At 67.0% G+C, this 26,528-nt stretch carries 23 protein-coding genes and 1 tRNA gene; 11 read left to right on the top strand and 13 right to left on the bottom strand.

Annotation, left to right across the window (positions count from 1 at the left end; genetic code table 11):
- Window positions 1–123: 123 nt before the first annotated feature.
- A complete protein-coding gene (ygfZ, locus tag ABIC65_RS21220; RefSeq protein WP_354311431.1) occupies window positions 124–858 on the bottom strand; it encodes a CAF17-like 4Fe-4S cluster assembly/insertion protein YgfZ in 735 nt (244 codons plus the stop codon).
- Between the two features lie 45 nt (window positions 859–903).
- On the opposite strand from ygfZ, the gene ABIC65_RS21215 reads away from it, so the two are divergent.
- A complete protein-coding gene (locus tag ABIC65_RS21215; protein WP_354311430.1) occupies window positions 904–2,229 on the top strand; it encodes a dihydroorotase in 1,326 nt (441 codons plus the stop codon).
- A 43-nt stretch (window positions 2,230–2,272) separates the two neighbouring features.
- Here the strand turns inward: ABIC65_RS21215 and ABIC65_RS21210 are convergent, their stop codons facing one another.
- Window positions 2,273–3,064: a DUF1134 domain-containing protein gene (locus ABIC65_RS21210; protein ID WP_354311428.1), complete on the bottom strand. Its 792-nt coding sequence runs from the start codon at window positions 3,062–3,064 to the stop codon at window positions 2,273–2,275.
- A gap of 162 nt (window positions 3,065–3,226) precedes the next feature.
- On the opposite strand from ABIC65_RS21210, the gene ABIC65_RS21205 reads away from it, so the two are divergent.
- Both ABIC65_RS21205 and ABIC65_RS21200 read left to right on the top strand, forming a co-directional pair.
- Window positions 3,227–3,319 (top strand) — tRNA-Ser (locus ABIC65_RS21205).
- Between the two features lie 153 nt (window positions 3,320–3,472).
- Window positions 3,473–5,041 (top strand): aldehyde dehydrogenase (NADP(+)), encoded by a 1,569-nt coding sequence (locus ABIC65_RS21200; protein ID WP_354311426.1) that lies wholly within the window; start codon window positions 3,473–3,475, stop codon window positions 5,039–5,041.
- Window positions 5,042–5,102: 61 nt separating this feature from the next.
- Here ABIC65_RS21200 and ABIC65_RS21195 read toward each other — a convergent pair whose 3' ends face one another.
- The 4 genes from ABIC65_RS21195 to ABIC65_RS21180 all read right to left on the bottom strand — a co-directional run bounded on the left by ABIC65_RS21195 (window position 5,103) and on the right by ABIC65_RS21180 (window position 9,918).
- Window positions 5,103–5,801: a hypothetical protein gene (locus ABIC65_RS21195; protein WP_354311425.1), complete on the bottom strand. Its 699-nt coding sequence runs from the start codon at window positions 5,799–5,801 to the stop codon at window positions 5,103–5,105.
- A gap of 86 nt (window positions 5,802–5,887) precedes the next feature.
- Window positions 5,888–7,264 carry a glutamate--cysteine ligase gene (locus tag ABIC65_RS21190; RefSeq protein WP_354311424.1) on the bottom strand — a complete coding sequence of 459 codons (1,377 nt, stop codon included), beginning with the start codon at window positions 7,262–7,264 and terminating at the stop codon, window positions 5,888–5,890.
- Between the two features lie 57 nt (window positions 7,265–7,321).
- A complete protein-coding gene (locus ABIC65_RS21185; protein WP_121071858.1) occupies window positions 7,322–8,062 on the bottom strand; it encodes a 16S rRNA (uracil(1498)-N(3))-methyltransferase in 741 nt (246 codons plus the stop codon).
- A gap of 50 nt (window positions 8,063–8,112) precedes the next feature.
- Window positions 8,113–9,918 carry an AcrB/AcrD/AcrF family protein gene (locus ABIC65_RS21180; protein WP_354311422.1) on the bottom strand — a complete coding sequence of 602 codons (1,806 nt, stop codon included), beginning with the start codon at window positions 9,916–9,918 and terminating at the stop codon, window positions 8,113–8,115.
- Between the two features lie 60 nt (window positions 9,919–9,978).
- Here ABIC65_RS21180 and ABIC65_RS21175 point away from each other — a divergent pair, with 60 nt between their 5' ends.
- Window positions 9,979–10,398 carry a GtrA family protein gene (locus ABIC65_RS21175; RefSeq protein WP_354311421.1) on the top strand — a complete coding sequence of 140 codons (420 nt, stop codon included), beginning with the start codon at window positions 9,979–9,981 and terminating at the stop codon, window positions 10,396–10,398.
- Window positions 10,399–11,130, top strand: a complete 732-nt coding sequence (locus tag ABIC65_RS21170) for a class I SAM-dependent methyltransferase (RefSeq protein WP_354311419.1) — start codon at window positions 10,399–10,401, stop codon at window positions 11,128–11,130. It begins immediately after the preceding gene.
- A 151-nt stretch (window positions 11,131–11,281) separates the two neighbouring features.
- On the opposite strand, the gene ABIC65_RS21165 is transcribed toward ABIC65_RS21170, so the two are convergent.
- From ABIC65_RS21165 to ABIC65_RS21150, 4 genes are all read right to left on the bottom strand, one after another.
- Window positions 11,282–12,307 carry a glycosyltransferase family 2 protein gene (locus ABIC65_RS21165; protein ID WP_354311417.1) on the bottom strand — a complete coding sequence of 342 codons (1,026 nt, stop codon included), beginning with the start codon at window positions 12,305–12,307 and terminating at the stop codon, window positions 11,282–11,284.
- Window positions 12,308–12,356: 49 nt separating this feature from the next.
- Entirely contained in the window at window positions 12,357–13,673 is a 1,317-nt protein-coding gene (locus tag ABIC65_RS21160; RefSeq protein WP_354311415.1) for an Nramp family divalent metal transporter, read from the bottom strand.
- A gap of 320 nt (window positions 13,674–13,993) precedes the next feature.
- Entirely contained in the window at window positions 13,994–15,799 is a 1,806-nt protein-coding gene (locus ABIC65_RS21155; RefSeq protein WP_354311414.1) for a DUF885 domain-containing protein, read from the bottom strand.
- 209 nt (window positions 15,800–16,008) lie between these two features.
- The gene (locus tag ABIC65_RS21150) at window positions 16,009–18,096 is read right to left on the bottom strand and encodes a RelA/SpoT family protein (RefSeq protein ID WP_354311412.1); all 2,088 of its coding nucleotides are present in this window, start codon (window positions 18,094–18,096) and stop codon (window positions 16,009–16,011) included.
- Between the two features lie 135 nt (window positions 18,097–18,231).
- Here ABIC65_RS21150 and ABIC65_RS21145 point away from each other — a divergent pair, with 135 nt between their 5' ends.
- Window positions 18,232–18,714, top strand: coding sequence for a winged helix-turn-helix transcriptional regulator (locus ABIC65_RS21145; RefSeq protein ID WP_354311410.1), 483 nt, complete (start codon window positions 18,232–18,234; stop codon window positions 18,712–18,714).
- A 69-nt stretch (window positions 18,715–18,783) separates the two neighbouring features.
- Window positions 18,784–19,086, top strand: coding sequence for a hypothetical protein (locus tag ABIC65_RS21140; RefSeq protein ID WP_354311408.1), 303 nt, complete (start codon window positions 18,784–18,786; stop codon window positions 19,084–19,086).
- Here ABIC65_RS21140 and ABIC65_RS21135 read toward each other — a convergent pair.
- Together ABIC65_RS21135 and ABIC65_RS21130 are read right to left on the bottom strand one after the other, a co-directional pair.
- Entirely contained in the window at window positions 19,083–19,505 is a 423-nt protein-coding gene (locus ABIC65_RS21135; protein WP_354311407.1) for an acyl-CoA thioesterase, read from the bottom strand. The genes ABIC65_RS21140 and ABIC65_RS21135 overlap by 4 nt on opposite strands.
- 257 nt (window positions 19,506–19,762) lie before the next feature.
- Entirely contained in the window at window positions 19,763–20,971 is a 1,209-nt protein-coding gene (locus tag ABIC65_RS21130) for an LL-diaminopimelate aminotransferase (RefSeq protein ID WP_354311508.1), read from the bottom strand.
- Window positions 20,972–21,101: 130 nt separating this feature from the next.
- On the opposite strand from ABIC65_RS21130, the gene ABIC65_RS21125 reads away from it, so the two are divergent.
- The 3 genes from ABIC65_RS21125 to clpS all read left to right on the top strand — a co-directional run bounded on the left by ABIC65_RS21125 (window position 21,102) and on the right by clpS (window position 24,216).
- Window positions 21,102–22,838, top strand: a complete 1,737-nt coding sequence (locus ABIC65_RS21125) for a PHA/PHB synthase family protein (RefSeq protein ID WP_354311405.1) — start codon at window positions 21,102–21,104, stop codon at window positions 22,836–22,838.
- Between the two features lie 119 nt (window positions 22,839–22,957).
- Window positions 22,958–23,716 carry a phasin family protein gene (gene phaP / locus ABIC65_RS21120; RefSeq protein ID WP_354311403.1) on the top strand — a complete coding sequence of 253 codons (759 nt, stop codon included), beginning with the start codon at window positions 22,958–22,960 and terminating at the stop codon, window positions 23,714–23,716.
- 167 nt (window positions 23,717–23,883) lie between these two features.
- Window positions 23,884–24,216 (top strand): ATP-dependent Clp protease adapter ClpS, encoded by a 333-nt coding sequence (gene clpS, locus ABIC65_RS21115; RefSeq protein ID WP_064310916.1) that lies wholly within the window; start codon window positions 23,884–23,886, stop codon window positions 24,214–24,216.
- Between the two features lie 145 nt (window positions 24,217–24,361).
- Here the strand turns inward: clpS and ABIC65_RS21110 are convergent, their stop codons facing one another.
- Window positions 24,362–25,069, bottom strand: a complete 708-nt coding sequence (locus tag ABIC65_RS21110; protein ID WP_141987397.1) for a Crp/Fnr family transcriptional regulator — start codon at window positions 25,067–25,069, stop codon at window positions 24,362–24,364.
- A 149-nt stretch (window positions 25,070–25,218) separates the two neighbouring features.
- Here ABIC65_RS21110 and murA point away from each other — a divergent pair, with 149 nt between their 5' ends.
- Window positions 25,219–26,502, top strand: a complete 1,284-nt coding sequence (gene murA, locus ABIC65_RS21105) for a UDP-N-acetylglucosamine 1-carboxyvinyltransferase (protein ID WP_354311401.1) — start codon at window positions 25,219–25,221, stop codon at window positions 26,500–26,502.
- The last annotated feature ends 26 nt before the right edge of the window (window positions 26,503–26,528 follow it).

The raw sequence follows: 26,528 nt of genomic DNA, 5'->3' as shown, positions 1-26,528 counted from the left end.
CCCGGCGGAAGCCGGGATCCATTTGCCTCTCGGTATCGGCACGTGCGGCGACAGAGCCCCAACGAATCTCGGCTTACGCCGGGATGACGGCGTGGTGGTGGGCGGCCGAGCGCAACGCCGCCGTCAGTCTTCCGCCGCTAGCGCCGCCGCGAGCCATTCCGGCACCAGCGCGTCGCCGAGCGCTTCGACGCGGCGCAGTTCAACCATCTTGCCCAGCTCGGGATAGGTGGCGCGGGTGCGATCGCCCGGTTCGCCGAGCGGCGCGACGACCAGCCGGCGGTTGACCTTGGCGCGGTAGTGCATCCGCGCGGTGTTCTCCTGGCCGACATAGCAGCCCTTGGTGTAGCTGACGCCGTGCAGCTCCTCGGCATTGCATTCGAGCCACAGCGTCTTGTCGCTGCTGAGTTCGTCCATGCCTTCGGTGATCCCCAGCGCCAGGCGATGCGTCCGCCAGGCGAGCGCGGCGCTATCCCCCGTGGCATCGCCGAGCCAGCGATAGCCGAGCGCCGCCAGCCGCGGATCGGCAACCGCACCGGGCTGCGTCGAAGGCGACCAATGGACGCCGCCCTCGATCGGCTCGATCGTGATCGCGCGGCGCAGGCGATACATGGTCAGCCGGCGGGCAAGGGCATCCCGCGCAGTGGCCTCGCAGTCGATCAGGATCGCGTCGCCGTCCGCCCAGAGGAGAAAATCGAACAGCGCCTTGCCCTGGGGGGTGAGCAGCCCGGCCCATTGCGGCGTCTGCGGCGTGACGCTGGCGAGGTCCTGCGGCAGCAGTCCCTGCAGAAAGCCGCGAACATCGTCGCCGGTGAGGCGCAGGAGCGCGCGATCGTCGAGCCAGGTGCTGGTATCGTCCATGCCGAACAGGTAGGACGCGGCAAACGCTGACGAAAGAGGCAAGCCATGGCGAATGTCGAACTCAAGCTGCGCGGCGGCCGCGTGCATCTCCCGAGCGGACCGGCGGAGGTGGATGTCGGCGTCTCCGGCGGCAAGATCGTCGCGATCGGCACTGTCGGCGATGCGGGCGAGACGATCGACTGCTTCGGGCTCGACGTCCTGCCCGGCGTGATCGACAGCCAGGTCCATTTCCGCGAGCCGGGGCTCGAATATAAGGAGGACCTGGAAAGCGGCAGCCGCTCGGCGGTGCTGGGCGGGGTGACCGCGGTGTTCGAGATGCCGAACACCAAGCCCAATACCGACAGCGCCGACGCGGTGGCCGACAAGCTCCGCCGCGCGCACCACCGCATGTGGTGCGACCACGCCTTCTATGTCGGCGCGACCAACAACAATGCCGAGCATCTGGCGGAGCTGGAGCGGCTGCCGGGCACCGCGGGGGTGAAGATCTTCATGGGCGCCTCGACCGGGGACCTGCTGGTGTCCGACGATGCGAACCTGGCGCGGGTGCTCGCCTCGGGCCATCGCCGCGTGGCGATCCATGCCGAGGACGAGTTCCGCATGCAGGAACGGCTCGGCGAGCGCGTCCCCGGCGATCCCGCCTCGCACCCGGTATGGCGCGACGACGAGAGCGCGATCCTCGCCACCCGCCGCATCCTGCGGCTGGCGCGCGAAGCCCGGCGGCGGATCCACGTCCTCCACGTGACGACGCCGGCCGAGCTGGAACTGCTCGGCCAGAACAAGGACATCGCGACCTGCGAAGTCACGCCGCAGCATCTGACGTTGGCGGGCGAGGAGGCCTATCCCGCGATCGGCACCTACGCGCAGATGAACCCGCCGATCCGCTCGGGCGCGCATCGCGACGGGCTGTGGCACTGGCTGCGCCAGGGCGTGCCCGACGTGCTCGGCTCGGACCATGCACCGCACACGCTGGAGGAGAAGGCCAAGCCCTATCCCGACAGCCCCAGCGGCATGCCCGGCGTGCAGACGCTGCTGCCGCTGATGCTCAACCATGTCGCGGAGGGCCGGTTGACGCTGCAGCGGCTGATCGACCTGACCAGCGCGGGGCCGCAGCGGATCTTCGGGCTGGTCGGCAAGGGCCGGATCGTGCCGGGCTACGACGCCGACTTTACGGTGGTCGACCTCAAGTCCCGCTGGACGGTGGACGCGGCTTGGCTCGCCTCGCGCTGCGGCTGGTCGCCCTTCACGGGCATGGAACTCACCGGCCGCCCGGTCGGCACGATCATCCGCGGCAACCGGGTGATGTGGGAAGGCCAGCTCGCCAACCAGGCGATCGGCGAACCGGTGAAGTTCGAGGCGGTCGAATTCGGTTGAGGGCAGGGGCGGGGCTGCGTGTGCGGCCCCGCCCCCTATCCGATCAGAAGGGCAGCCAGCGCTGCTTTTCGCTGAATTTCATATAGCCGGCATTGACGCCCAGCCGCCAGCCGACGCCCAGCCGCACCGGGATCAGCACCACGTCGCCGCGCCGCAGGTAGGAAGCCGAAAAGCCGCCGACCAGATAGGCATGGCCCTCGCCCTGCGGGAAGCGCTTGTAGATCTCCTGGCTGTCGTAGAGGTTGTAGACCAGCACGAACACCTTGTTGGCGTCGCCGCCCAGGTCGAAGCCGATCGACGGGCCGGTCCAGTAGATCGGGCGCTGCCCCTCCACCTTGTGGAACATCTGCCCCTTGCCGTAGCGCAGGCCGACGCCGATCGCGCCCGAGGCCTCGCTGCCCGCGATATAGGCGTTGGGCTTGCCCTGGTCCTTCAGAATGTCCTCAAGCAGCTTGGCGAGGCCCGAGGCGCCCTTGCCGAACGTGCCCTCTGCCGCGGCGAGCAGGTCGTCCTTCTCGAACGTGTCGGTCGCCGCCTGGCGCGCGGTGGTTGCCGAGGGATCGGCGGCGGCGGGGCTGGCGGGCGCGTTCTGTACCGGCGGCGGGGCGCTGTCGACGGGCGGCGCCGCGGTATCCGCCGGGGGATAGGATTCCTGCATCTGCGTCGTCGCGGGTGGCGGCGCGCTCTGCTGCGGCGGTTGCTGCTGTTGCGGCGACTTCAGGTCCGAATCGATCGCGGTATTGGGGTCGATCGTCGTCATCTGCGCGGACGCGGGCACGCTGCCCAGTCCGGTGACGGCAACTGCCAGAAGCGTGAACCAACCCGATCGCATCATCAAAATTTCCCGAACCCTGCTGCTTTTGCAGCCGCCATCCTAGGGGCGCGGGGCTGTCGCGGCAATGAATGGGCGCTCGATCGACTCGATTTCACGTTCATGTGGTTATCCCCGTTGATTGCGGGCGAAGGGCTCGTTATAGGGCTCGACCTCGGCGCATCCGGAGACGTGGGTGAGTGGCTGAAACCAGCGGTTTGCTAAACCGCCGTACGGGGATTACTCGTACCGAGGGTTCGAATCCCTCCGTCTCCGCCATTACGACCGCTGCCGCGGCTTACTCCGACAATTGACGCGATCCGCACTCCGTGGTTGAACCGCGCCCGCGCGGCCCCTAAGTCGCGCCTGCGGCTTGTTACCGCTAACCTGCATTTTCAGAATCATCCTCGTCGATCGGAGAGAGAGCTCATCATGGCGCTGACCGGAGAATTGTTCATCGCATCGAAGCGCGTCGCCCGCGACGCCGGCTTCCGCGCTGTTGCCGCCGCTACCGGCAGCGAGATCGAACCCAGCTTCAGCACGGCGACGCTGGAAGACGTCGACGCCGCCTGCGCCGCCGCCGAGGCCGCGTTCCTGCCCTATTCGAGCCTGTCGCGCGAGGACCGCGCCAAGTTCCTCGAAGCCATCGCCGAGGAGATCGAGGCGCTGGGCGACGAACTGATCGAGCGCGCGATGCAGGAAACCGGCCTGCCCCAGGCCCGTCTGCAGGGCGAGCGCGGCCGCACCGCCGGCCAGCTGCGCCTGTTCGCCAAGGAACTGCGCCTGGGCGATTATCTGCGCGTCCGCATCGACCATGCGATTCCCGATCGCGCGCCGCTGCCCAAGCCGGACCTGCGCCTGCGCATGGTGCCGCTGGGCCCGGTGGCGGTGTTCGGCGCGTCGAACTTCCCGCTCGCCTTCTCGACCGCGGGCGGCGACACCGCCTCGGCGCTCGCCGCCGGTTGCCCGGTGGTGGTGAAGGGCCATCCGGCGCATCCGGGCACGGCCGAGCTGGTCGCGACCGCGATCACCCGCGCGGCGGAGAAGACCGGCATGCCCGCAGGCGTGTTCTCGATGGTTGCCGGCACCGCCAACGAGCTGGGCAGCGCGCTGGTCAGCGATCCGCGCATCAAGGCGGTGGGCTTCACCGGCTCGCGCGGCGGTGGCCTGGCACTGGTTCGCATCGCGCAGAGCCGCCCGGTGCCGATCCCCGTCTATGCCGAGATGAGCAGCATCAATCCCGTCTTCCTGCTGCCGGCGGCGCTGGAAGCCCGCGCCGAGGCGCTGGGCAAGGGCTATGTCGCCTCGGTGACGATGGGTGCCGGCCAGTTCTGCACCAACCCCGGCCTCGTGCTGGCGCTGGAAGGCCCGGCGCTCGAGCGCTTCCTGGGGGCCGCAAGCGAAGCGATGCTGGGCGCGCCGGCGCAGGTGATGCTCACCCCGAACATCCACAAGGCTTATGAGAGCGGCGTCTCGAAGCTGTCGTCGGTGCCGACCGTCGAGCAGATCGCCCAGGGCGTCGAGCCGCAGGGCCCGACCTGCGCGCGCGGTGCGCTGTTCACGATGCAGGGCGCGGACTTCATCGCCGATCCGAGCCATGCCGAGGAAATCTTCGGCGCGACCTCGCTGCTGGTGCGCTGCGCCAGCGTCGAGGAGCTGAAGAAGGTCGTCTCGCTGCTCGAAGGCCAGCTGACCACCACGCTGCACATGGACGAGGGCGATGTCGCCGTCGCGCAGGAGCTGCTGCCGTCGCTGGAGCGCCTCGCCGGCCGCATCCTCGCCAATGGCTGGCCGACCGGCGTCGAAGTGACCGACGCGATGGTGCATGGCGGACCGTTCCCGTCGACCTCGGACGGCCGCAGCACCTCGGTGGGCACGCTGGCGATCGACCGCTATCTGCGCCCGGTGTCGTACCAGGACCTGCCGGAAGCCCTGCTTCCGGCGGACGTGCGCGACGGCGCCGGCGTACCGGCGCGCGTGGACGGCAAGCCCACCGTCTGAGGCTGATCGCACCTTTAGGCCCTCCCGCAAGCGGGAGGGCCTAAAGAACGGTAGCAATCATCTAGGCACGGCGGAGTTGGATAGGGAAGATTGGGATTCCGTGCGGAAATTCCAGTACGTTCGCATTCGGGGTATAGCTCAAAAGCAGGAATGCGCGGTCGATTGTTTCGACGCTAACTGACAACTTGCTGATCGTTAGTCGTGCGAGATCAATATCTATGGCCGGCTCATCAGTGTATGCTATAACAAAAAGCTCATCAAAGTTCGAGCGTTTGAAAGATAGCTTTTTATCCTTGCGTATGACGCATTTGGATAGCGCTTCTTCTAGAAGCGATTCATTCCAAGTTGCCCAGTGGTATGGATATGACTGTCCAAGGGCCTTCTTGTGGCGATGCCACTTCACCATCTTCTCATCGACGATTTCCGTTACTTCGACTCCAATTTGCCTGCCGTCTGTTGATGAAAGCAGGGCGTCGGGAGGATCGTCTGAGATTGGTATAATAGACGTCCAAGAAGCGCCCTCAGCTCCTATGAGGTAGTCGGCCAAGGCTTGGACGACCCCCGCTTCAGCAAGCTGTCGGTCTGGCGCCCACTCCCAATTTGACGCGTACCCGCGGCTCATGGAGCGGGCTTCCCTCATCTCCGCAACGATCTTTTCCCAGTCAGGGTCTTCGTCTCGAGCTCCGGCCATTCTATCTCTCGGGCTTCCGAAGTCTTGTTTGAGCCCGGCGTGCAGCGAATTTCGCTTCCACAGCCTCATTGCTCGCCCCTTCACCGCGCCGAATGGACTCACGCGAAAGCTCGACCTTCCGCGTTAGGAAGGCCAGATAGCTGTCGGGGCTGCCCTCAGAACTTCGCCTCGCCATAGACCCGCGTGATATCCCCATGCCAGTCGCCATGATACCGATCGAGTAGCACTTGCGCAGGCACCTTGCCGGTGCGCACGATCTCGCGCAGCGGATCTAGGAAGCCGGACTCGTTGTCGCCCGAGCCGTTGAGCCGGCCGCGCGCCTTGAGCCCCGCGCCGGCGATCTCCAGCACCTCGCCAGCGATGTCCGCCAGCTTGCCGCCGCCCGGCAGCGGTGCGTCGAGCGCGAGCTTGGGCACCGCGCTGCGTAGCGCCTCGCGGCCCTCCATCGACCAGCCCTTCACCAGATCCCAGGCGGCATCGAGCGCGCCCGAATCGTATAGCAGGCCCACCCACAGCGCTGGCAGCGCGCAGATGCGGCCCCAGCGGCCGCCATCGGCGCCGCGCATCTCGAGGAACTGCTTCATCCGTACTTCGGGGAAGGCAGTGGAGAGATGGTCGGCCCAGTCGTCCATCGTCGGCAGCTCGCCGGGCAGGACCGACAGCTCGCCCTTCAGGAAGTCGCGGAAGCTGAGGCCGGCTGCATCGATATATTTGCCGTCGCGGTAGACGAAGTACATCGGCACATCGAGCGCATAGTCGGCATAGCGCTCATAGCCGAAGCCCTCCTCGAACACGAAGGGCAGCATGCCGGTGCGCGCCGGATCGGTGTCCGACCAGATATGGCTGCGATAGGAAAGATAGCCGTTGGGCTTGCCCTCGGTGAAGGGCGAGTTGGCGAACAAGGCGGTCGCCAGCGGCTGCAGCGCCAGGCCGACGCGGAACTTCTTGGCCATGTCGGCTTCGCTGGCATAGTCCAGGTTCACCTGGATCGTGCAGGTGCGCAGCATCATGTCGAGGCCCATGCTGCCCACGCGCGGCATGTGGCGCAGCATGATCTCGTAGCGGCCCTTGGGCATGATCGGCAGCTCGGCGCGGGTCTTGTCCGGCCACATGCCCATGCCGAGGAAGCCGATGCCGAGCCGGTCGCCGACGGCCTTGACCTGCTTGAGGTGGCGGCCGGTTTCGGCGCAGGTATCGTGCAGGTTTTCCAGCGGCGCGCCGGAGAGCTCGAACTGGCCGGCGGGCTCCAGGCTGATCGCGCCGTCGGGGCCGGACAGGGCGATGACGTGCTCGCCCTCGTAGATCGGCTTCCAGCCGAATTCGGTGAGGCCGATCAGCAGCGCATGGATGCCGCCGCGCTCTTCGTAGCTGGGCGCGCGATGGCTGCCGTCCATCCAGTAGACGAACTTCTCGTGCTCGGTGCCGATGCGCCAGCGCTCGGCCGGCTTCTCGCCCTTGGCGAAATATTCCACCAGCTGGGCGCGATCCTCGATGACCGCCGCGGTCTTGGTCGAAACGGTCTTGGTGCTCATTTTCGCGCCTCTAGCGGTGCCGGCGAAACCACGCCAGCGGATTTTTGTACCGTTCGGTTACCAGTCGCCCGCGGCCCCCATCCACAGGCTCACCGCCGCCGCCGCCGCGGTCTCGGCGCGCAGGATGCGGGGGCCGAGCGCGATGCCGATGGCTTGCGGAACGGCGCGGATCGATTCGCGTTCCTCGGCGTCGAATCCGCCCTCGGGTCCGACCAGGATCGCGGCGGGGCCGGGGTGGGCGCGCATCGCCTCCAGCGCGGGCACGCCGCCGGTCTCGTCGGCGAAGAACAGCGCGCGCTCCGCCGGCCAGTCGCGGAGGAGGGCGGGGAGCTTCACCGGCTCGACCAGTTCGGGCAGGGCGGTGCGGCCGCATTGCTCGGCGGCCTCGATCATGTGGGAGCGGAGGCGATCGAGGTTGAGCCGGTCGATCACCGTGCGGCGGGTGAGGACGGGCACCAGCCGCGCGACGCCCAATTCACACGCTTTTTCTGCCACCCAGTCGATCCGGCCCTTCTTGATCGGCGCGGCGCAGAGCCACAGGTCCGGCACCGCCTCGTGCGGGCGCAGCTGCTCGGTGATCTCCAGCGTCAGGTCACGCTTGCCGACATCGCGGGCGATGCCGAGCCATTCGCCGCTGGTGCCGTCGAACAGCTTCACCGCTTCGCCGGGCTTCAGCCGCATTACCGATCCCAGATAATGCGCCTGGGGGCCGTCGATCCGGCGCATGCCCGGCTCGAGCGGGCCTTCGACGAACAGGCGGGGGGCGGATTGCGGCGGCCAGGCGGGGGTTGCGGGCATGGGCGTTGCTGTAGCCGCGCCATGCCCCTCTCGTCCATCCGGGCGCGGGGTCACTGCCCCTGGTAGCGGATCTTCCACAGCTTGTAGGGCGAGCCGTCGGGGAGCTGCACGGGCTCCAGCCAGTCCGGCACCTGGCCCTTGGCGAGCTGGGCGTAGAAGCCGACGGGGTTGTGCGAGCGGTACACGGTCGTCTCGGCCATGTTGGGGCAGAGCAGCAGGTACGCCGCTTTGTGGCGCGCCGCGATCGGGCGGAAGCCGTCGGCGGTGCCGGTAAAGGCGTGGTGGACGTCGAGGATCGCCTGGCCGTTGCGGTGATAGGGCCCGGCGACGGCATTGTGGTGCGTCACCACGATCAGCCGCGGCCCGAGATCGACCTGGGTGAACATGGTCGTCGCGGGGATCGCGTCCAGCGTGCGCAGCTGCGAGGTGCGGGTACAGGCGATGTTCGCCTGGCGCACCTTGTCGCTGCCGGGCTTAGACGCGGCCTTGTTCGCCCAGGGCATCTTCACCCCGCTGGCGATCACGCCGACGCCGACAAAGGCGAGCACCGCCACGCCGATCCGCACCCAGAGCGGCCCGCGCCGGACGAGTAGCGGCACCAGGATCCAGATCAGCGCCGTGATGCCGGGCACCGCGAGCAGCTGCGCGCCCGGCGCCGCGCGCATCTGCCAGAGCAGCATCGCCGCAGCGAAGGCGGTGAACAGCGCGACGGCGACCCAGCCGACCAGCTTGGGGCCACGCCGTGCGGTCCACACCGCGAGCAGCGCGCCCAGCAGGCCCAGCCCCGCGACGATCGCGACAGGAACGGCGACGTCCGCCGGGTGGCGATAGATCGGCCGTGCCTCGCGGACGTTCGACAGCCAGGTCTTGTAGAGCTCGTCCGAGACCTGCTCGGGGCGGCCCAGGCATTGCGGGAAGAAATGGACGAAGCCCGCGACGATCAGCCCGCCGGCGATCACCGCCAGCGCCAGCCGCACCCAGCGCGACGCGGGGTTGGCCAGCGTCAGCGCCACCAGCAGCGCGCCCGCGGCGACCAGCACGCTCAGCCACACCGGCGTCAGCGCATCGCAGCGCATCGCCTGGTTGGCGTAGGAGGCAAAGGCCGCGAAGCCGATCGCCGAGCCGCCGCCCAGGGTAAGGCCATAGACCATCAGCCGGGACCGCTCGGCGGCGTCCCATACCCATCGCAGCGCGAGGATCGCGCCCGCCATCGCGCAGAAGGGCAGCAGTTCCAGCCCGATCGACAGCGAGAAGGCGCTCGCCAGACCGACAACCGCACCGCCGCGCGCGCCGCGGGGATCGGCGATGCCTGTGACGGTCATCGCCAGCGCGGCAAGCTGCCAGCCATGATGGTCGATCCGCAGCGGCGCGTACATCGGCAGCGTCGTGGTGCAGACGCTCACCAGCAGGATCAGCGCGATCGGCCAGGCGAAATTCGAGACCAGCCGGCGCACGGTCAGCGCGAGCCCCGTCATCGTGATCGACAACGGCAGCAGCGGCGCGAGCCCGCACGCCCATTTCTCCGCCGTCGCCATGCCGACAAAGGGCTCGAGCAGCAGGATCAGTCCCGCAATCGGCAGGTCGACGATCCGCGACCAGTGGATGTCGAATCCGCCCAGCGCCGGATCCATCCGGTACTGGCGCAGATCGTACCAGCCCTGGCCCGCCAGCAGCGCGCGGACCTGCATCAGCCGCATGTTGTCGTCGGTGTCGCCGAGGGTCAGCCAATAGATGTTGCCCTGGCGCTGGGTGATGAACCAAACCGTCACGCAGGCCCAGGCGACCAGCGTCCAGAGCAGCCAGTGGCGGTCGAATTCGTCTCGAAGGCGGAAAAGCCGCTGGATGTTGGGCGTCAAAATCGCTTTCCTCGGATGCTGCAGCGCATTAGGGCGAGCGCCGGTCGGAGGGCAAGCGAGATGACGGCAGTATTGCAACGCGTTGAGGCATTGCGGGCCAGCGGGGTGCTGGGCCAGTTGATCCGCTTCGTGATCGTCGGCGGGCTTTCGACAGTGGTCTATGCCGCCGTCTACTGGCCGCTCGCCACCTATGTCATCAACCCGGTGGTCGCTTCCGTGGCGGGCTTCCTCGTCGCGGTGGTGTTCGGCTATTTCATGCACAGCCGCTGGAGCTTCCAGGGGCACGGCGCCGAAGAGAATGCGGCGCTGAAGGTGAAATTCTTCGTCGTGCAGGCGACGGGCATGCTGCTCAATGCCGGCTTCACCTGGCTGCTGACCGGTCCCTGGGTCCATGGGCCCACCTGGTGGCCGCTGGTGCCGGCGGTGCTCGTCACGCCCTTCGCGACCTTCGCACTCAATCGCTTGTGGGTTTTCGGCTGAATGGACCGTATCGTTTACGACCGCATGGCGGCGCATGATTCCACGCACTGGTGGTATCGCGCCCGCCGCGACATCCTCGCCGATTATCTGGCGCGCTACGGCGCGGTGCCCAAGGACGCCAGGATCCTCGAGATCGGTTGCGGCACCGGCCACAACCTGCCGATGCTGGGCGCGTTCGGCGAGGTCGACGCGATCGAGATCGATCCGGCGGCGCGCGAAATTGCCAGCGCGCGGCTGGGCAAGCCGGTCGGCGCCTCGCCGCTGCCGGACCTGACCGGCGTCGCGCCCGGCAGCTATGATCTGGTCGCGGTGCTCGACGTGGTCGAGCATATCGAGGACGATGTTGGCGCCCTGAAGGCGATGGCGCGGGTGCTCAAGCCCGGCGGCAAGATCCTGATCACCGTGCCCGCGCATCAGTGGATGTGGAGCGCGCACGACGTGGTGAACCACCACAAGCGCCGCTATTCCAAGGGCACGCTGCTCGCCGCGCTGGAAAAGGCCGGGCTGAAATGGCGCAAGCTGCGCTGGTTCAACTCGCTGCTGTTCCCGGTGGCGGTGGCGGCGCGCTTCGCCGGCAAGCTGATGGGCAAGGACGACAGCGACGATTCGCCGCCGCCCGCCGTGCTCAACAAGGCGTTCGAGACGATCTTCGGGCTGGAGCGGCATCTGCTCGGCCGCCTGCCGATGCCGCCGGGACTGTCGATCATCGTGATCGCCGAGCCGAAGGGCTGAGGGCCATCAAGGATGGGTGGGCCACCCTCACCCTTCCGCCGCTTCGCGGCTCCCTCCCTCTCCCAAAGGGAGAGGGACTTTAACCCCTCTCCCTTTGGGAGAGGGAGTGGCCCATCGCGCAGCGATGGGAGGGTGAGGGTGGTTGCCGCAGTTACTCCGCCGCGTCGTTATGCCGCGCCTGCGGTGACACGCTGATCGCGCCCGAATCCTGGTGGCGATAGCCGAGCGAGGCATGGCCCTGCACCGGCCCTGCGACATCGGCGATCAGGTACAAAGGCCGCCGCTTCGATTCGACATAGAGCCGGCCGAGATACTCCCCGATCATCCCCAGCACGAACATCTGCACCGCGCCGAGAATCACCACGACCAGCATCGTCGAGGTCCAGCCCTGGATCGCATGGCCCATCGCCCAGGCGATGAGGATGTAGAGGATCAGCAGCACCGAAGCGCCGGTCAGCAGCAGCCCGACATGGCTGGCGAAGCGCAAGGGTGCCGTCGAGAAGCCGGTAATCGCGTCGAGCGCGAAGCGGATCATCTTGCCCAGCGGATATTTGGTCTCGCCGGCATGGCGCTCGTGCCGGTCGTAGACGAAGGGCACCTGGCGGAAGCCGATCCACGCCACCATGCCGCGGATGAAGCGCGCCTGCTCGGGCAGCGACAGCAGCGCATCGAGCGCGCGGCGGCTCATCAGGCGGAAGTCGCCGGTGTCGAGCGGGATCGGCGTGTCGGTGATGCGATCCAGCATGCGGTAGAAGATCGCCGCCGTCGCCTTCTTGAACAGGCTCTCGCCCTCGCGCTTGCGGCGGACGGCATAGACCACGTCGGCGCCCTGGGCGGCCATGGTTTCGCGCATCTCGGTCAGCAGCTCGGGTGGGTCCTGCAGATCGGCGTCGATGATCAGGATCTGCTCGCCGGCGCAGAGGTCGAGGCCCGCGGTGAGCGCAAGCTGGTGGCCGTGGTTGCGCGACAGGTTGATCGCGACGAGGTGCGGGTCCGCGGCGGACAGGCGCTGCATCACCTCCCAGCTGCGGTCGCGCGACCCGTCGTTGACGAAGACGATCTCGTACGACTCGCCCACCGCGGCGCGCGCGGCGGCGCTGACGCGGCCGTGGAGCATGTCGAGACATGCTTCTTCGTTGTAGCAGGGGACGACGACGGAAAGCTGGGGACGTTTCATCACGCGCGCTCTGTAGCGCTGCCGGAACGGCCCGTCGAGCGGGCGCGCATCAGGCGAACAGGCTCGTAACGAGCCACACATTGGCGCCGGTGATGCCGGCGAAGAGCAGCCAGCCGATCGCCTGCAGCCAGATCGGGCTAGCGAAGCGGCCCATCAGCTTGCGGTCGGCGGTGAGCAGCAGCAGCGGCGCCATCGCGAAAGGCAGCCCGGCGGAGAGCACCACCTGGGTCAGCACCAGCAGCCGCCCCACCGCGCCGTCGCCGAGCAGCAGCACGCCGGCCAGCGCCGGGACCAGCGCCAGCCCCCGCGTGATCAGGCGGCGGACCCAGCAGGGGATCTTGAGATCGAGGAAACCCTCCAGGATCACCTGCCCGGCGATGGTGCCGGTGAAGGTCGCGCTCTGGCCCGAGGCGAGCAGGGCGATGCCGAACAAGGGCGCGGCGATCGCGGCACCGGTGGCGGGGGTGAGCAGGCGATAGGCATCCTCGATCTCGCGCACGCCGGTATTGCCGTTGGCGTTGAAGGCAGAGGCGGCGACGATCAGGATCGCGGCGTTGACGAAGGTGGCGGCAAGCAGCGCGGCGATGATGTCGAACTGGGCATAGCGCACCGCCTCGCGTTTCGCCGGTTCGTCGGGTCCCGAGACGCGGGTCTGCACGATCGAGCTGTGCAAATAGAGATTGTGCGGCATCACCGTCGCGCCCAGGATGCCGATCGCTAGGTACAGCGCGTGCGGATTGGCGAGCCGAGTGGGGTCCGGGATCATCCCCGCCAGCACCGCCGTGCCGTCCGGGGGCGAGAGGAACAGCTGCACCACGAAGCATGCCGCCACCGTGCCGACCAGCCCGAGCATGATCGCCTCCATCTGCCGGAAGCCCTGGCCCTTGAGGCTGAGCACGATCACCACGTCGAGCGCGGTGATCAGCACCCCGATCCATAGCGGGATGCCGAGCAGCAGCTGGAAGGCGAGCGCGCTGCCCAGCACTTCGGCGATGTCGGTGGCGATGATTGCGAGTTCGGCGAACACCCAGAGGAACCTGGCGACCCCCGGCGAATAGCGGTCGCGGACCAGCCGGGCGAGGTCGCGCCCGGTGGCGATGCCCAACCGCGCGCACAGCGATTGCAGCACCATCGCCGCCGCGCTGGAGGCAAGGATGACGAACAGCAGGCCATAGCCGTAGCGCGAGCCCGCCTCGATGTCGGTCGCCCAGTTGCCCGGGTCGATATAGCCAACCGAAACCAGCAGCCCCGGACCCATATAGCGCAGCAGCTTGGCCAGCGGCGAAAGCCCCGCGGGCACGCTCACGCTGCCGCGGACCTCGGAGGGACAGAAGGGCGCGGTGGCGGTGCGGGGGAGTTTGAACATGGCGGGCTCACGGACACGGGAAGGGCAACCGCCCTTGTGGCGGCCGGTTCCGGTCGCCGCAACCATACTCGGGCTGAGGCGCGGGCGGGAAGGTCCTGGCCCTGGAAGGTAGGGCTATCGCGTCTGTGCTGAAGTCCCCCTCACCCTTCCGCGCCTTCGGCGCTCCCTCCCTCTCCCACGGGGGGGAGAGGGCGCGGGGCTCGAAACTCCCTCTCCCCCTGTGGGAGAGGGAAGGGGCCCGCCGCCGCAGGCGGTGGGAGGGGTGAGGGGGACTAGGGCCAAAGGCGATAGCGCTCCCTCGGGGGAGGATCTTGCGAAGCTCAGGCCATCGCCTTGGCGCGTTCCTCGACCAGTCGTTCGAACATGGTGAGCGGCATCGCGCCCAACCGGATAACCTCATGGAACTGCTGGAGATCGAACTTGTTGCCGGCGATCTTCTGCGCGTTGGCGCGGGCGCGGGTCCAGGCGATGTGGCCGAGCTTGTACGCGCAGGCCTGGCCCGGCATCGTGCAATAGCGCTCCACCTCGCGCTGCGAGCGCGGCCGGGCGAAGCCGGTGTTCTGGACGATATAGTCGGTCGCCTGGTCGCGGGTCCATTTCTGGGTGTGGATTCCGGTATCGACCACCAGCCGCACCGCGCGGAACAGGAAGGACTGGAGATAGCCCGCGCGCTCCAGCGGCCCGTGATAGGCGCCGAGCTCGTCCGCCAACTGCTCGGCATAGAGCGCCCAGCCTTCGGTGTAGGCGCTGAAGAAGCCGAACTTGCGGATCAGCGGCCCTTCCGCCGCCTGCGCGGTGCTGATCTGAAGATGGTGCCCGGGCAGGCCTTCGTGGAAGGTGAGCGCGGGCAGCGAATATTTCGGCCAGTCGTTCACGCTCTTCAGGTTGATCCAGTAGATGGCCGGCCGCGATCCATCGAGTGCAGCGCGGGTGTAATAGCCGTTCGAGGCGCCGTCCTGGATCTCCACCGGCACGGCGCGGATCTCCAGCGGCGCCTTGTTGGGGTTGAGGAACGCCTTGGGCAGCAGCGTCGCGACATTCTGGATGCCGGCGTTGAGCCCGGCGATCAGCGCAGCGCGCCCCTCCGCGGTATCGGGGTAGAGCTGGTCGGGGCGCTCGTTGAGCGCGGTCAGCCGTGCGCCGACGCTGCCCTGGGTCATGCCCTGTGCCTTCAGCAGCGTATCGAGCTTGGCGCTGATCTCCGCCACCTGCTCTAGGCCCATCTTGTGGACCTGATCGGGGGTGAAGCTGGTGGTGGTCCATTGCTCCAGCGCCGCGGCGTAGATTTCCTGGCCGCGTGGTACGTCCCACAGGCCGGCCGACGGGCGGCCCTTGGCGTGGAGGTCCTTGATCAGCGCGTACTGGCGATCGAGCGCGGGATAGACCTTCTCGCCGACGATCTTCGCGGCGCGGCCCTGCCAGTCGCCCTGGAGCTGCTTGGCGGCGGCGCGGCGGACCACCGACTGGGTGAGCGTGTTCGCCGCCGGATCGGGCTGCCGCAGCTTGGCCATCTGGGCAAGGGTGAGCTCGAGGCAGAAGCCCGGCGCGACGAGGCCGCGCCCGGCGGCTTCCTTCTGGTCGGCGGTATCCTGGTCGAGCGCGCCGGCGAACGCGTCGAGGCGATCGAGATAGGCCTCGGCATCGTCCTGGGTGACGATCGTGTGGCTGGAGTTGAGGAAATCGGGCGTCGAGAAATAGGCGCCGCCCTGCTGGGTGATCGGGAAGGGGCGGCCGACCGAATCGATCTGGAACTTGTCCTGCGAGACAGTGGCGCTGCGCAGCGAGTAGAGCACCACTTCGCGGTCGAGCCGCGCGCCTTCGGACAGGCTGGCGGGATCGAATGCCTCGATTTTCGCGATCGCGGCCTTGGTATCGGCAAGGTTGCGCACCTTGGCCGCGGCGCTGCCGTCGCTCAGCTTGTGCTTGAGCGCGGCATTCGGGCCCTTGTCGAAGCCGAGCGAGGTGGCGAACTCGGGGGAGCGCTGGATGCGTTCGGCGACGATCTGGTTGTAGACGGCGTTGATCTCGGCATCGCGGGTGCCGGCCATGGCGGCGCGGGCAGCGGCGGGGAGCAAAGCGGCCAGCGCGGCGGTGCTCGATGAGGCGAGGAAGGTACGACGATCCAAGGCTTTTCCCCAACTGATGTATTTGGTTGGAGGCAGCGTACCGCGAATTTGGGCAAGGTCCACAGCGTTTCCTCCCCCGCCAGGGGGAGGTGGCCCGCGTCAGCGGGTCGGAGGGGGAGGATGCCAGGACCTCTCAAGCCTGCGTGCTTCCTCCCCCTCCGTCGCCTTCGGCGCCACCTCCCCCTGGCGGGGGAGGAAACGGCAGTCCGTCACACCCGTTCGGCCGAACTCACCGCATCCGCCGCGCGCAGGGCCGCGAGCAGCTTCATCAGGTGTGCGGCGTTGCGCACTTCCAGGTCGATCGTGTTGGTGTGAAAGGTCGTGTCGCGATTATCCAGCCGCAGCCCCAGGATATTGGCCTTGTGCTGGCCGATCAGCGTCGCGACCGTGCCCAGCGCGCCGGGCTCGTTCTTCAGCGTCACCGCGATCTCGGCGACGCCGCCATCGGCCTTGTCGCCCCAGGTGAGGTCGACCCAGTCGGCTTCCTCGACATCGGCGAGGCTGGGGCAATCGATGCGGTGGACGACGATCGGCTGGTCGGGCTTGCGCACGCCCAGGATTCGATCGCCCGGCACCGGACAGCAATCCTCGGCATAGGTGAAGGCGACGCCGGGGGTGAGGCCCTTGATGTCGATGGCGTGATGCTGCGGCGGCAGCTGATCGTCCTCGCCGCTGGCCGAGCCGGGCATCACCGCTTCCATCACCTGCCGGTCGGTAAGGCTGCGGCGGGCGATCGCCTCCATCAGCGATTCCGCATCGGGGAGCTTGAGCCGCTTGAGCGCCTCGCCCAGCGCGCCTTCGCCAGGGGGGGCGGGCAGCCGCGCGACGATGTCCTCGTAGAGCTTGCGGCCCAGCCGGATCGTCTCGTCGCGCTCCTTGTGGCGCAGGTGCCGGCGGATCGCCGCGCGCGCCTTGCCGGTGATCGCGAAGTTGAGCCAGTTGGGCTGCGGCTCCTGCGCCTTGGAGCGCAGGATCTGCACCTGGTCGCCCTGCTCGATCTCGGTGCGCAGCGGCACCACCTTGCCGTTGACCTTGGCGCCGACCGCCTGGTCGCCGAGATCGGTGTGCACCGCATAGGCGAAGTCGATCGGCGTCGCGCCCTTGGGCAGCTGGATCAGCTCGCCCTTGGGGGTGAAGGCGAAGATGCGATCCTGGTACATCGCCATGCGCGTGTGCTCGAGCAGCTCTTCCGGGCTCTCGGCATGTTCGAGGATCTCGATCAGGTCGCGGATCCAGCTGACCTGGGTGTCGGGGCGGACCGCGCTCTGCTTGTATGCCCAGTGCGCGGCGAGGCCGAATTCGGCCTGGGCGTGCATGTCGCGGGTGCGGATCTGCACTTCGACGCGGGTGTCGCCGGCGTGCATGATCGTGGTGTGGAGCGAGCGATAGCCGTTGCGCTTCGGCGTCGAGATGTAATCCTTGAACCGCCCCGGCACCATCGGCCAGCGGCGGTGGATCACGCCCAGCGCGCGATAACACTCCTCCTCGGTATCGACGATCGCGCGGAAGGCCATGATGTCGGACAGCTGCTCGAGGCTGACATGGCGCTCGGACATCTTCTTCCAGATCGAATAGGGGTGCTTCTCGCGCCCCGTGATCTCGGCATTGATGCCGCCGCGGCCGAGCAGCAGCTTGAGGCCGGAGGCGATCTTGAGCACCCGGTCCTCGCCCTCGACGCGGAAGCTGTCCAGCCGCCGGGTGATCGATTCATAGGCTTCGGGTTCGAGCTGGCGGAAGGCGAGCGTCTGCATCTCCTTCATGAACTCGTACATGCCGATCCGCTCGGCGAGCGGGGCATAGATGTCCATCGTCTCGCGGGCGATGCGGCGGCGCTTCTCCTCCTTCTTGATGAAGTGGAGCGTGCGCATGTTGTGGAGACGATCGGCGAGCTTCACCAGCAGCACGCGGATGTCGTCGGACATCGCGAGCAGGAACTTGCGGAGGTTTTCCGCCGCGCGCTCGCTTTCTGTCTGCGCCTCGATCTTGGAGAGCTTGGTGACGCCGTCGACCATGCGGGCGACGTTGGGGCCGAACAGCCGCTGGATCTCCTCCGGCGTCGCGACCGTGTCCTCGATCGTGTCGTGGAGGATCGCGGTGGCGATCGTCTCGTCGTCGAGATGCAGGTCGGTCAGGATGCCGGCCACCTCGATCGGGTGGCTGAAATAGGGGTCGCCCGAGGCCCGTTTCTGGGTTCCATGGGCATTGACCGAGAAGACATAGGCCCGGTTGAGCAATGCCTCATCGGCTTCGGGGTCGTAGGAGAGGACCCGGTCTACAAGTTCATACTGACGCAGCACGCCTGCTAGATGGCGTCACTGGCCCGCTTTTTGCAACCGATTTGAAGGTGCATTCGCGGCTTGACGGCACCGCTGTGGCCGAAGTGCCGCGCCGGGCCGGTTTCCCACCCCCCTTTTTTACGATAGGGTGCCCGCATGGGTGGAGCCGTTCGAGAGACGCTGCGGGCCATGGCGCGGGAATGCAGCCTGCCGGCCGCGCTGGAGGCGATGGGCGAACGCTGGTCGTTCCTGATCCTGCGCGGCGCGTTCAACGGTCTGCGCCATTTCGAGGAATTCCAGAGCGAGCTGGGCATCGCCCGCAACATCCTCGCCAACCGGCTGGCGCGGCTGGTCGAGCATGGCATCCTCGCGCGGGTCCCGTGCGCCGACGATCGCCGCAAGGTGGAATATCGGCTGACCGACAAGGGGCATGCGTTGCTGCCGACGATGGTGGCGTTGCGCCAATGGGGCGAGCGCTGGGAGACGGGCGTGCCCGCCTCGCCGATCCTGGTGGATGCGCGCGACGGGAAGCCGATCGCGCCGGTGACGGTGCAGGCGCAGGATGGCCGGGTGCTGGGCAAGGGCGACCTGCTCTGGGCGCTGCCCGAGGATGCCGAAGCGGCGCGTGCGGCCGAGTAACGTTGGGGCCGCTCCGCCACTGAAGCGTAAATGCTTCTATAATGGCGTGTGCATCAGGGAAATTTGCGCATGACGTTCGGCATTTCGACGGTGGGGATCAACGGCGTGGGAGGCGTGGCGCGAGCCGCCGCGACCCATGGCAGCACGAGCGGCCCTGTCGACGAGACCGCCGAAGCCTTTCTCCGCGAAGCCCGCAAGAGCCCGGCCGAGCGCACCAAGGAAGCCGTGCTCAAGCGCTACAATCTGACGCAGGAGCAGTTCGACCAGCTCGCCCCCGAAAAGCAGGCGGCGATCCGGCGGGAGATCGAGGAAGAAATGAAGCGCAAGCTGGGCCGGGCCCAGGGCGGCGCCTTCGCCGACGTGGTGGTCTAGCCGCCGATTGCTTCCAGTGCGGCGCGGACCGAGTCCGGGATGGGCTTGGGGCGGCGCGTGTCGAGGTCCAGGTGGACGCTTACCAATTCCACCTCGGCATGGAGTTCGCCGGTTTCCGCATGGCAGAGGTCGGCGCGCATCGTCATGCTGGTGTTGCCCAGCCGTTCGACACGGACGAACACCTCCACCAGGTCGTCGAAGCGGAACGGCCGCTTATATTCCACCTGCGCGCGGACGACGTTGAACTCCGCCTCCATCCATTCCGGCCCGAGCGCGGCGAAATCGGCCCAGCGCCAGAACTCGGTGAGCCCGACATCGGCATATTCGAGATAGCGCGAGTTGAAGACGATCTTCTGCCCGTCGATCTCGGAATAGCGGACGCGGAAGCGGGTGGAGAAGGGGAAGCCGGGTCGTGACATGGTCGCGGGCTTTGCCCCGAGCGGGGCAAGGTCCGCAAGTGCGGGGTGCGCATGCGGGCGTGCTGTCTTTGAACAGGATTGTCATCCCGGCGGAAGCCGGGATCCATTTGCCAGAACGCCGGGGATGGAGCCTAGCGGGAGGCCTCAATGGATCCCGGCTTTCGCCGGGATGACGGTTGTGGTGCGCGGGGCCCCGCTTTTGCAGCCGCAGGGCCTCACCAGGGCATTTTGCTGAGACGGCCATTTGGCCGCCGCCATCACCCCGCGTTCGCGGCTGGCGTGTTGACCCCCATCGACTGGAGATACTTCTTCACATTGCGCGCGGCCTGGCGGAGGCGCTGTTCGTTCTCCACCATCGCGATGCGGACGAAGCCTTCGCCATTCTCGCCGTACCCGACGCCCGGCGCCACCGCGACCTTGGCATGGGTGAGCAGCTGCTTGGAAAACTCCAGGCTGCCGAGATGCGCGAGTGCCGGCGGCAGCGGGGCCCAGGCGAACATCGATGCGCGGGGGGAGGGGATTTCCCAGCCGGCACGCGCGAAGCTCTCGACCATCACGTCGCGGCGCTTGTGGTAGAGCAGGCGGTTCTTCTCGACGATGTCCTGCGGACCGTTGAGTGCGGCGCAGGCCGCGGCCTGGATCGGCGTGAAGGCGCCGTAATCGAGATACGACTTCACCCGCGACATCGCCGCGATCAGCTGCTTGTTGCCCACCGCGAAGCCGATCCGCCAGCCCGCCATCGAATAGGTCTTGCTCAGCGAGGTGAACTCGACCGCGACGTCCTTGGCGCCCTTGACCTGCAGGATCGACGGGGTCGGCTTGCCATCGAAATACAGCTCCGAATAGGCGAGGTCGGAGAGAATCCACACCTTGTTCTCGCGCGCCCAGGCGACGAGGCGCTCGTAAAAGGCGAGGTCCACCGTCTCCGCGGTCGGATTCGACGGATAGTTGACGACGAGGATGGAGGGACGCGGCACGGTGAAGTTCATCGCGCGCTCGAGGCTCTCGAAATAGGCGTCGTCGGGCGTGGTCGGCACCGCGCGGATCGTCGCGCCGGCGATGATGAAGCCGAAGGTGTGGATCGGATAGCTCGGGTTCGGCGCCAGCACCACGTCGCCCGGCGCGGTAATCGCGGTAGCGAGGCTGGCCAGGCCCTCCTTCGAGCCCATCGTCACCACCACTTCGGTCTCGGGATCGAGCTCGACGCCGAAGCGGCGACCATAATAATTGGCCTGGGCGCGGCGCAGGCCCGGAATGCCCTTGGACTGCGAATAGCCATGCGCATCGGGCTTGCGTGCGACCTCACACAGCTTCTCGATCACATGGTCGGGCGGCGGCAGGTCCGGGTTGCCCATCCCGAGATCGATAATGTCCTCTCCACCCGCCCGCGCGGCCGCCCGCATCGCGTTCACTTCGGCGATGACATAGGGGGGCAAGCGCTTGATGCGGTAGAATTCTTCGGACATTTCCTCGACTTTCAAGGGTTCTGGCATGCGACACAAAATTGTGTCGTGCGGTCGTTCTACGCCATAATAACCAAGTCGGGAATGACGCATTGCATTGCCTGCGCTAAGGCGGGGCAAAGGAGAGGATCGAATGCCCGACACGCTCACGCCGACCCTGCCGCGCCTCGAAGACCTGCAGCACTGGACCTGGGTGCTGGGCCGGGCGCAGCAGATGATGCTGGAGCATGGGCTGGACCTGATGGAGCATGTGCCTGCCGCGCCGCCCTTCGGCATGCTGCTCGATCCTACCCCGGCGATGCGCGCCAGCGCCGATTTCTGGGCGGATACGATGCAGCTGTGGCAGCGCTTCCTCGACCCCGCCCACGCCGAACCCTTTGTCGAGACGCCCGAACAGGCGCGCGACAAGCGCTTCAAGGCACCGCAATGGCGCGAAGAGCCGATCTTCGACTTCCTTCGCCAGAGCTATTTCGTCATTGCCGATCACCTGCTCAAGAATGTCGAGGCGCTCGAGCATGTCGACGTCCGGCAGAAGGACCAGATTCGCTTCGCCACCCAGGGCTTCATCGATGCGATCAGCCCCACCAACTTCCCCGCGACCAACCCGCAGGTGATCGAGAAGATCGTCGAGACCAAGGGGGAAAGCCTGCTGAAAGGCCTGCAGCACATGCTGCAGGACATGGCCAAGGGCCAGATGACGCAGACCGCGGCGGGCGCGTTCGAGCTTGGCCGCAACCTGGCGATGACGCCGGGCAAGGTGGTGAAGCGCACCCCACTCTACGAGCTGATCCAATATTCGCCGACCACCGACGCGGTGCTGGAAACCCCGCTGATCATCTTCCCGCCCTGGATCAACCGCTTCTACATCCTCGACCTGACGCCCGAGAAGAGCTTCATCCGCTGGGCGGTGGAGCAGGGGATCACCGTATTCGTCGTCTCGTGGCGCTCGGCCGATGCGACGATGAAGGACGTGGTGTGGGACGATTATGTCGAGCGCGGCCAGATCGACGCGATCGACACGGTGCGCGAGCTGCTCGGCGTCGAGAGCGTCCATACCATCGGCTATTGCGTCGCCGGGACGACCCTGGCGGCGACGCTGGCGGTGCTTGCCGCGCGCGGGGAGGCGGCGAAGGTGGCGAGTGCTACCTTCTTCACCGCGCAGGTCGACTTCACCGAGGCGGGGGACCTGCGCGTGTTCGTCGATGACGAGCAGCTGGCGATGATCCGCAGCCTCAGCGCCGACGGCTTCCTCGACGGGCGCTACATGGCGGCGACCTTCAACCTGCTGCGCGGCCGCGATTTGATCTGGAACTACGTCACCAACAACTATCTGATGGGGCAGGAATATGCCCCCTTCGACCTGCTCCACTGGAACTCGGACGTCACCAACCTGCCCGCCGCCTGGCACCTAAGCTATCTGACCGACCTGTACCGGGACAACAAGCTGATCTCCCCCGGCGCGCTGAGCATCGGCGGCACCCCGGTCGACCTCTCCAGGGTTGCCACGCCCAGCTACATTCAGGCGGGCCGCGAAGATCACATTGCGCCAGCCAAAAGTGTGTGGAAGTTGACCGAGCATTTTCGCGGACCGCACAAGTTCGTGCTCGCCGGTTCCGGCCATATCGCAGGTGTAATAAACCCACCATCGGCAAAGAAATACCAATACTGGACCAATCAAGATCCCGCCGATTCGCTCGAATCCTTCCTTGAACATGCGACGGAACATGCCGGAAGCTGGTGGCCGGACTGGCTCGACTGGCTGCGTGCGGTGAACGGTGCCAAAGTTGCGGCAGACGGCGCGCGTGTGCCAGGGGGTGGAAACCTTTGTGCGGTTGCGGAAGCCCCTGGCGATTATGTTAAAATGCGCTGAGAAAATATTGTTAGATTGAGGCATTTGTAACTTTTTGTGCACTGCACAATGACGCCTTGCAAATCTGACGCCATCTCGTTATATGCTGCGGTGCAGCAATAGGCAGGGAAGCTAGTCACATGGCCAGCAAGGGACCCAAGACGACGGCCAAACCGGCCGCCAAGACGGCGGCTCGCGGCGCTCCCAAGCCCGCGATTCTGGCCGATGCTGCCGCGGTGACGCCGCCGCCCGTACCCCCGCTGGCCGAGACGATCGTCCCGGCTGCGGCCCTGGTACCGGCGCCGGTCGAAACCGCTGCACCGCAGGAAGTGAAGACCCACGTTGAAGAGACGATCGCCGCCCCCGCGGAAACGGCCAAGGCCGTCGCCGAACCGGTGATCGAAGCCGCAGAGACCGTCGCGCCGGCGGTCACCACCAGCACCGCGAAGGAAATTTCGATCATGGCTACCACCTACGAGAACGCGACCACCCAGGCCCACACCGCTTTCGCCGATTTCAACGAGCGCACCAAGGCTGCCGTCGAGAAGTCGACCAAGCTGGTCGAGGAAGCCAATGAGTTCGCCAAGGGCAACATCGAGGCGCTGGTCGAGTCGGGTCGTATCGCCGCCAAGGGTTTCGAGACCCTGGGCCAGGAAGCCGCCGACTATAGCCGCCGCTCGTTCGAGAGCGCGACTGCGGCGCTGAAGAACCTGTCGTCGGTCAAGACCCCGACCGACTTCTTCAAGCTGCAGAGCGACTATCTGCGCGGCGCGTTCGACTCCTATGTCGCCGAAGCCTCGAAGCATACCGAAGCCGTGATCAAGCTCGCCGGCGACGCCGCGCAGCCGATCTCGAACCGCTTCGCGGTTGCGGTCGAGAAGGTGAAGACCACCGCCTGATCGGCCCTGCCGATCCGGAAGGAAACGATTTGGGGGCGGTCGCTGCGGCGACTGCCCCTTTTTCATGGCCACAAAATGCGCCCCCGGCCCCGCGACGCCTTGCCCTTGGGGGCAGTGCGACATATTTTGCGACGTCTATGGTCGAGCTTCGTACAACACAGATTCGGATGGCCGAGGACGGCGACCAGGATGATCGCGGCAACGACAACGCGGTCGGCATCGCCACGCGTACCCGCACCCGCACCAAGAAGCCGACGCCCTACCGGGTGCTGATGCTCAACGACGATTATACCCCGATGGAGTTCGTCGTGCTGGTGCTCCAGCGCTTCTTCCGGATGAATATCGAGGAAGCGACCCAGGTGATGCTCCACGTCCACCAGCGCGGCGTGGGCGTGTGCGGGGTGTTCAGCTACGAAGTCGCCGAGACCAAGGTTTCGCAGGTGATCGACTTCGCCCGGCAGAACCAGCACCCGCTGCAGTGCACGCTGGAGAAGGCGTAGGCGCTTTCGCCTACCTCCTCCGTGGTTATCCCCGCGAAGGCGGGGATCCATTGGCGCTGAATCCTCAGTTCTTTCCGCGAGCGTCCTGGCAAATGGATTCCCGCCTGCGCGGGAATGACGATCGAGGGGGGATACCTCCCGCGGCTTACCGCGCCGGCGGCAGCCAGCGCAGGTCGAGCCCTTCATAGCGATTGACGTAGTTCGCCGCGCCCGCCAGCGCGCCGCGATCGAGCAGCGTCACCCGGCCGCCCTCGCGCGCGATCATGCCTTCTTCCTCGAGCTGGCGGAGCATGCGGTTGACGTGCACCGCGGTGAGCCCCGTCGCGTCGCCGATCTCCTCCTGGGTCAGCCCAAGCGGGAAGGCACGGTCGATCGACTTGTCGGTCGCGCGCAGCCGGTTGCGCAGGTCGAGCAGCAGCGCGGCCACGCGTGCCTTGGCGCTGGTGCGCCCGAGCGCGGCGAGCCGATCGGTAAGCGCCACCCGCTCGATCTGGCTGTAGACGAGGATCATCGCCGAAAGCCGGGGGTGTTCCTGCATGATTCCGGACAAGGTCGCGCGGTCGAACGGGCAGACCACTGTGTCCGATAGGGCACACAACGTCTCCGGCGCTTCGTGATAAATCGCCGAGGAGATGCCGAGCATGTCGCCCGGGAACAGGAATCGGAGGATCTGGCGGCTGCCGTCGTCGAGCAGCACATAGCTCATCATCAGGCCCTTGCGGAGTATGAACAACTCCCCGCAAGGTTCGTTCTCACGCTGTAAAATTGCCCCGCGGCGCACATGGCGCTGGCGCAGCTCGAGCGCATCCAGCGCCTCGCGCTCCTTCGGCGTGAGGTGGATGAACTCGCTCAAAACATCGGCAAAACAACTGGATGACACGCTCTGCACTTTCCCCCGGTCCGCCCTGCAAAGCAGCGCAACGGAATCAGCGCATTAAAATCGATCAAGCCGGCCGGCAGCCCACCGCTTGCGCGGGCGCGCAGAGCGGCTAGAAGCTCGCCATGGACCGTATCCTCATCCGTGGCGGCAATCGACTTGCCGGCAAGATCGCGATTTCCGGGGCGAAGAACGCCGCCCTTACCCTGATGCCGTGTGCGCTGCTCACTGACGAGCCGCTAACGCTGCGGAACCTGCCACGTCTGGCAGATGTCGACAGCTTCGGACATCTACTGAATGAACTCGGCGCTTCCACCTCGGTAGAGGGCACGCGCCCGAACGAATTCGGCCGGGTGCTCTCGGTGCGCGCCAGCCGGCTGACCTCGACGGTCGCCCCCTATGACATCGTGCGGAAGATGCGCGCCTCGATCCTGGTGCTCGGCCCGCTGCTCGCCCGCGAAGGCGAGGCGACGGTGTCGCTGCCCGGCGGCTGCGCGATCGGCAACCGCCCGATCGACCTCCACCTCAAGGCGCTCGAAGCGATGGGCGCCGAGATCGAGATCAGCGCCGGCTATGTGAAGGCGACCGCGCCCGGCGGCCGCATTTCGGGCGGCCGCTTCCGCTTCCCCGTCGTCTCGGTCGGCGCGACCGAGAATGCGCTGATGGCGGCGGCGACGGCGCGCGGCACCACGGTGCTGGAGAATGCGGCGCGCGAGCCCGAGATCGTCGACCTGTGCAACCTGCTCGTCGCGATGGGCGCGGTGATCCGCGGCATCGGTACCGAGACGCTGGAGATCAACGGCCGCGACCGGCTGCACGGCGCCACCTATGCGGTGATGCCCGATCGGATCGAGGCGGGCAGCTATGCCTGCGCGGCGGCGATTACCGGCGGCGATGTCGAGCTGGTCGGCGCCTCGGCCGAGGACATGCGCGCGACGCTGGATGCGCTGGTCGAGGCCGGGATCACCGTCGAGGAAACCGCGAACGGCGTGCGCATCGCCGCCGACAACGGCATTCGCCCGCTGACGCTCAACACCGCGCCCTTCCCGGGCTTCGCAACCGACATGCAGGCGCAGTTCATGGCGATGCTGTGCAAGGCGGACGGGGCGAGCACGCTCACCGAGACGATCTTCGAAAATCGCTACATGCACGTGCCCGAGCTGGCCCGCATGGGCGCGGACATCGAGGTGCATGGCCGCACCGCGATCGTGCGCGGGGTGAAGAAGCTCACCGGCGCGCCGGTGATGGCCACCGACCTGCGCGCCTCGATGAGCCTGATCCTCGCCGGCCTCGCAGCGGAAGGCGAGACCCAGGTCAATCGGGTGTACCATCTCGATCGCGGTTACGAGCGGCTGGAAGAGAAGCTGCAGGCGGTCGGCGCGGATATCGAGCGCCTCGGCGACGGGTGAGCCGTCCCGGCCTAGTGGAAGTTGGT

The sequence above is a fragment of the Sphingomonas trueperi genome, from assembly GCF_040545665.1.
Taxonomy (GTDB): Bacteria; Pseudomonadota; Alphaproteobacteria; order Sphingomonadales; family Sphingomonadaceae; genus Sphingomonas; species Sphingomonas trueperi_B.
The sequence above is the reverse complement of the archived record's forward strand: the minus strand, read 5'-3'. Positions and strand labels throughout refer to the sequence as shown.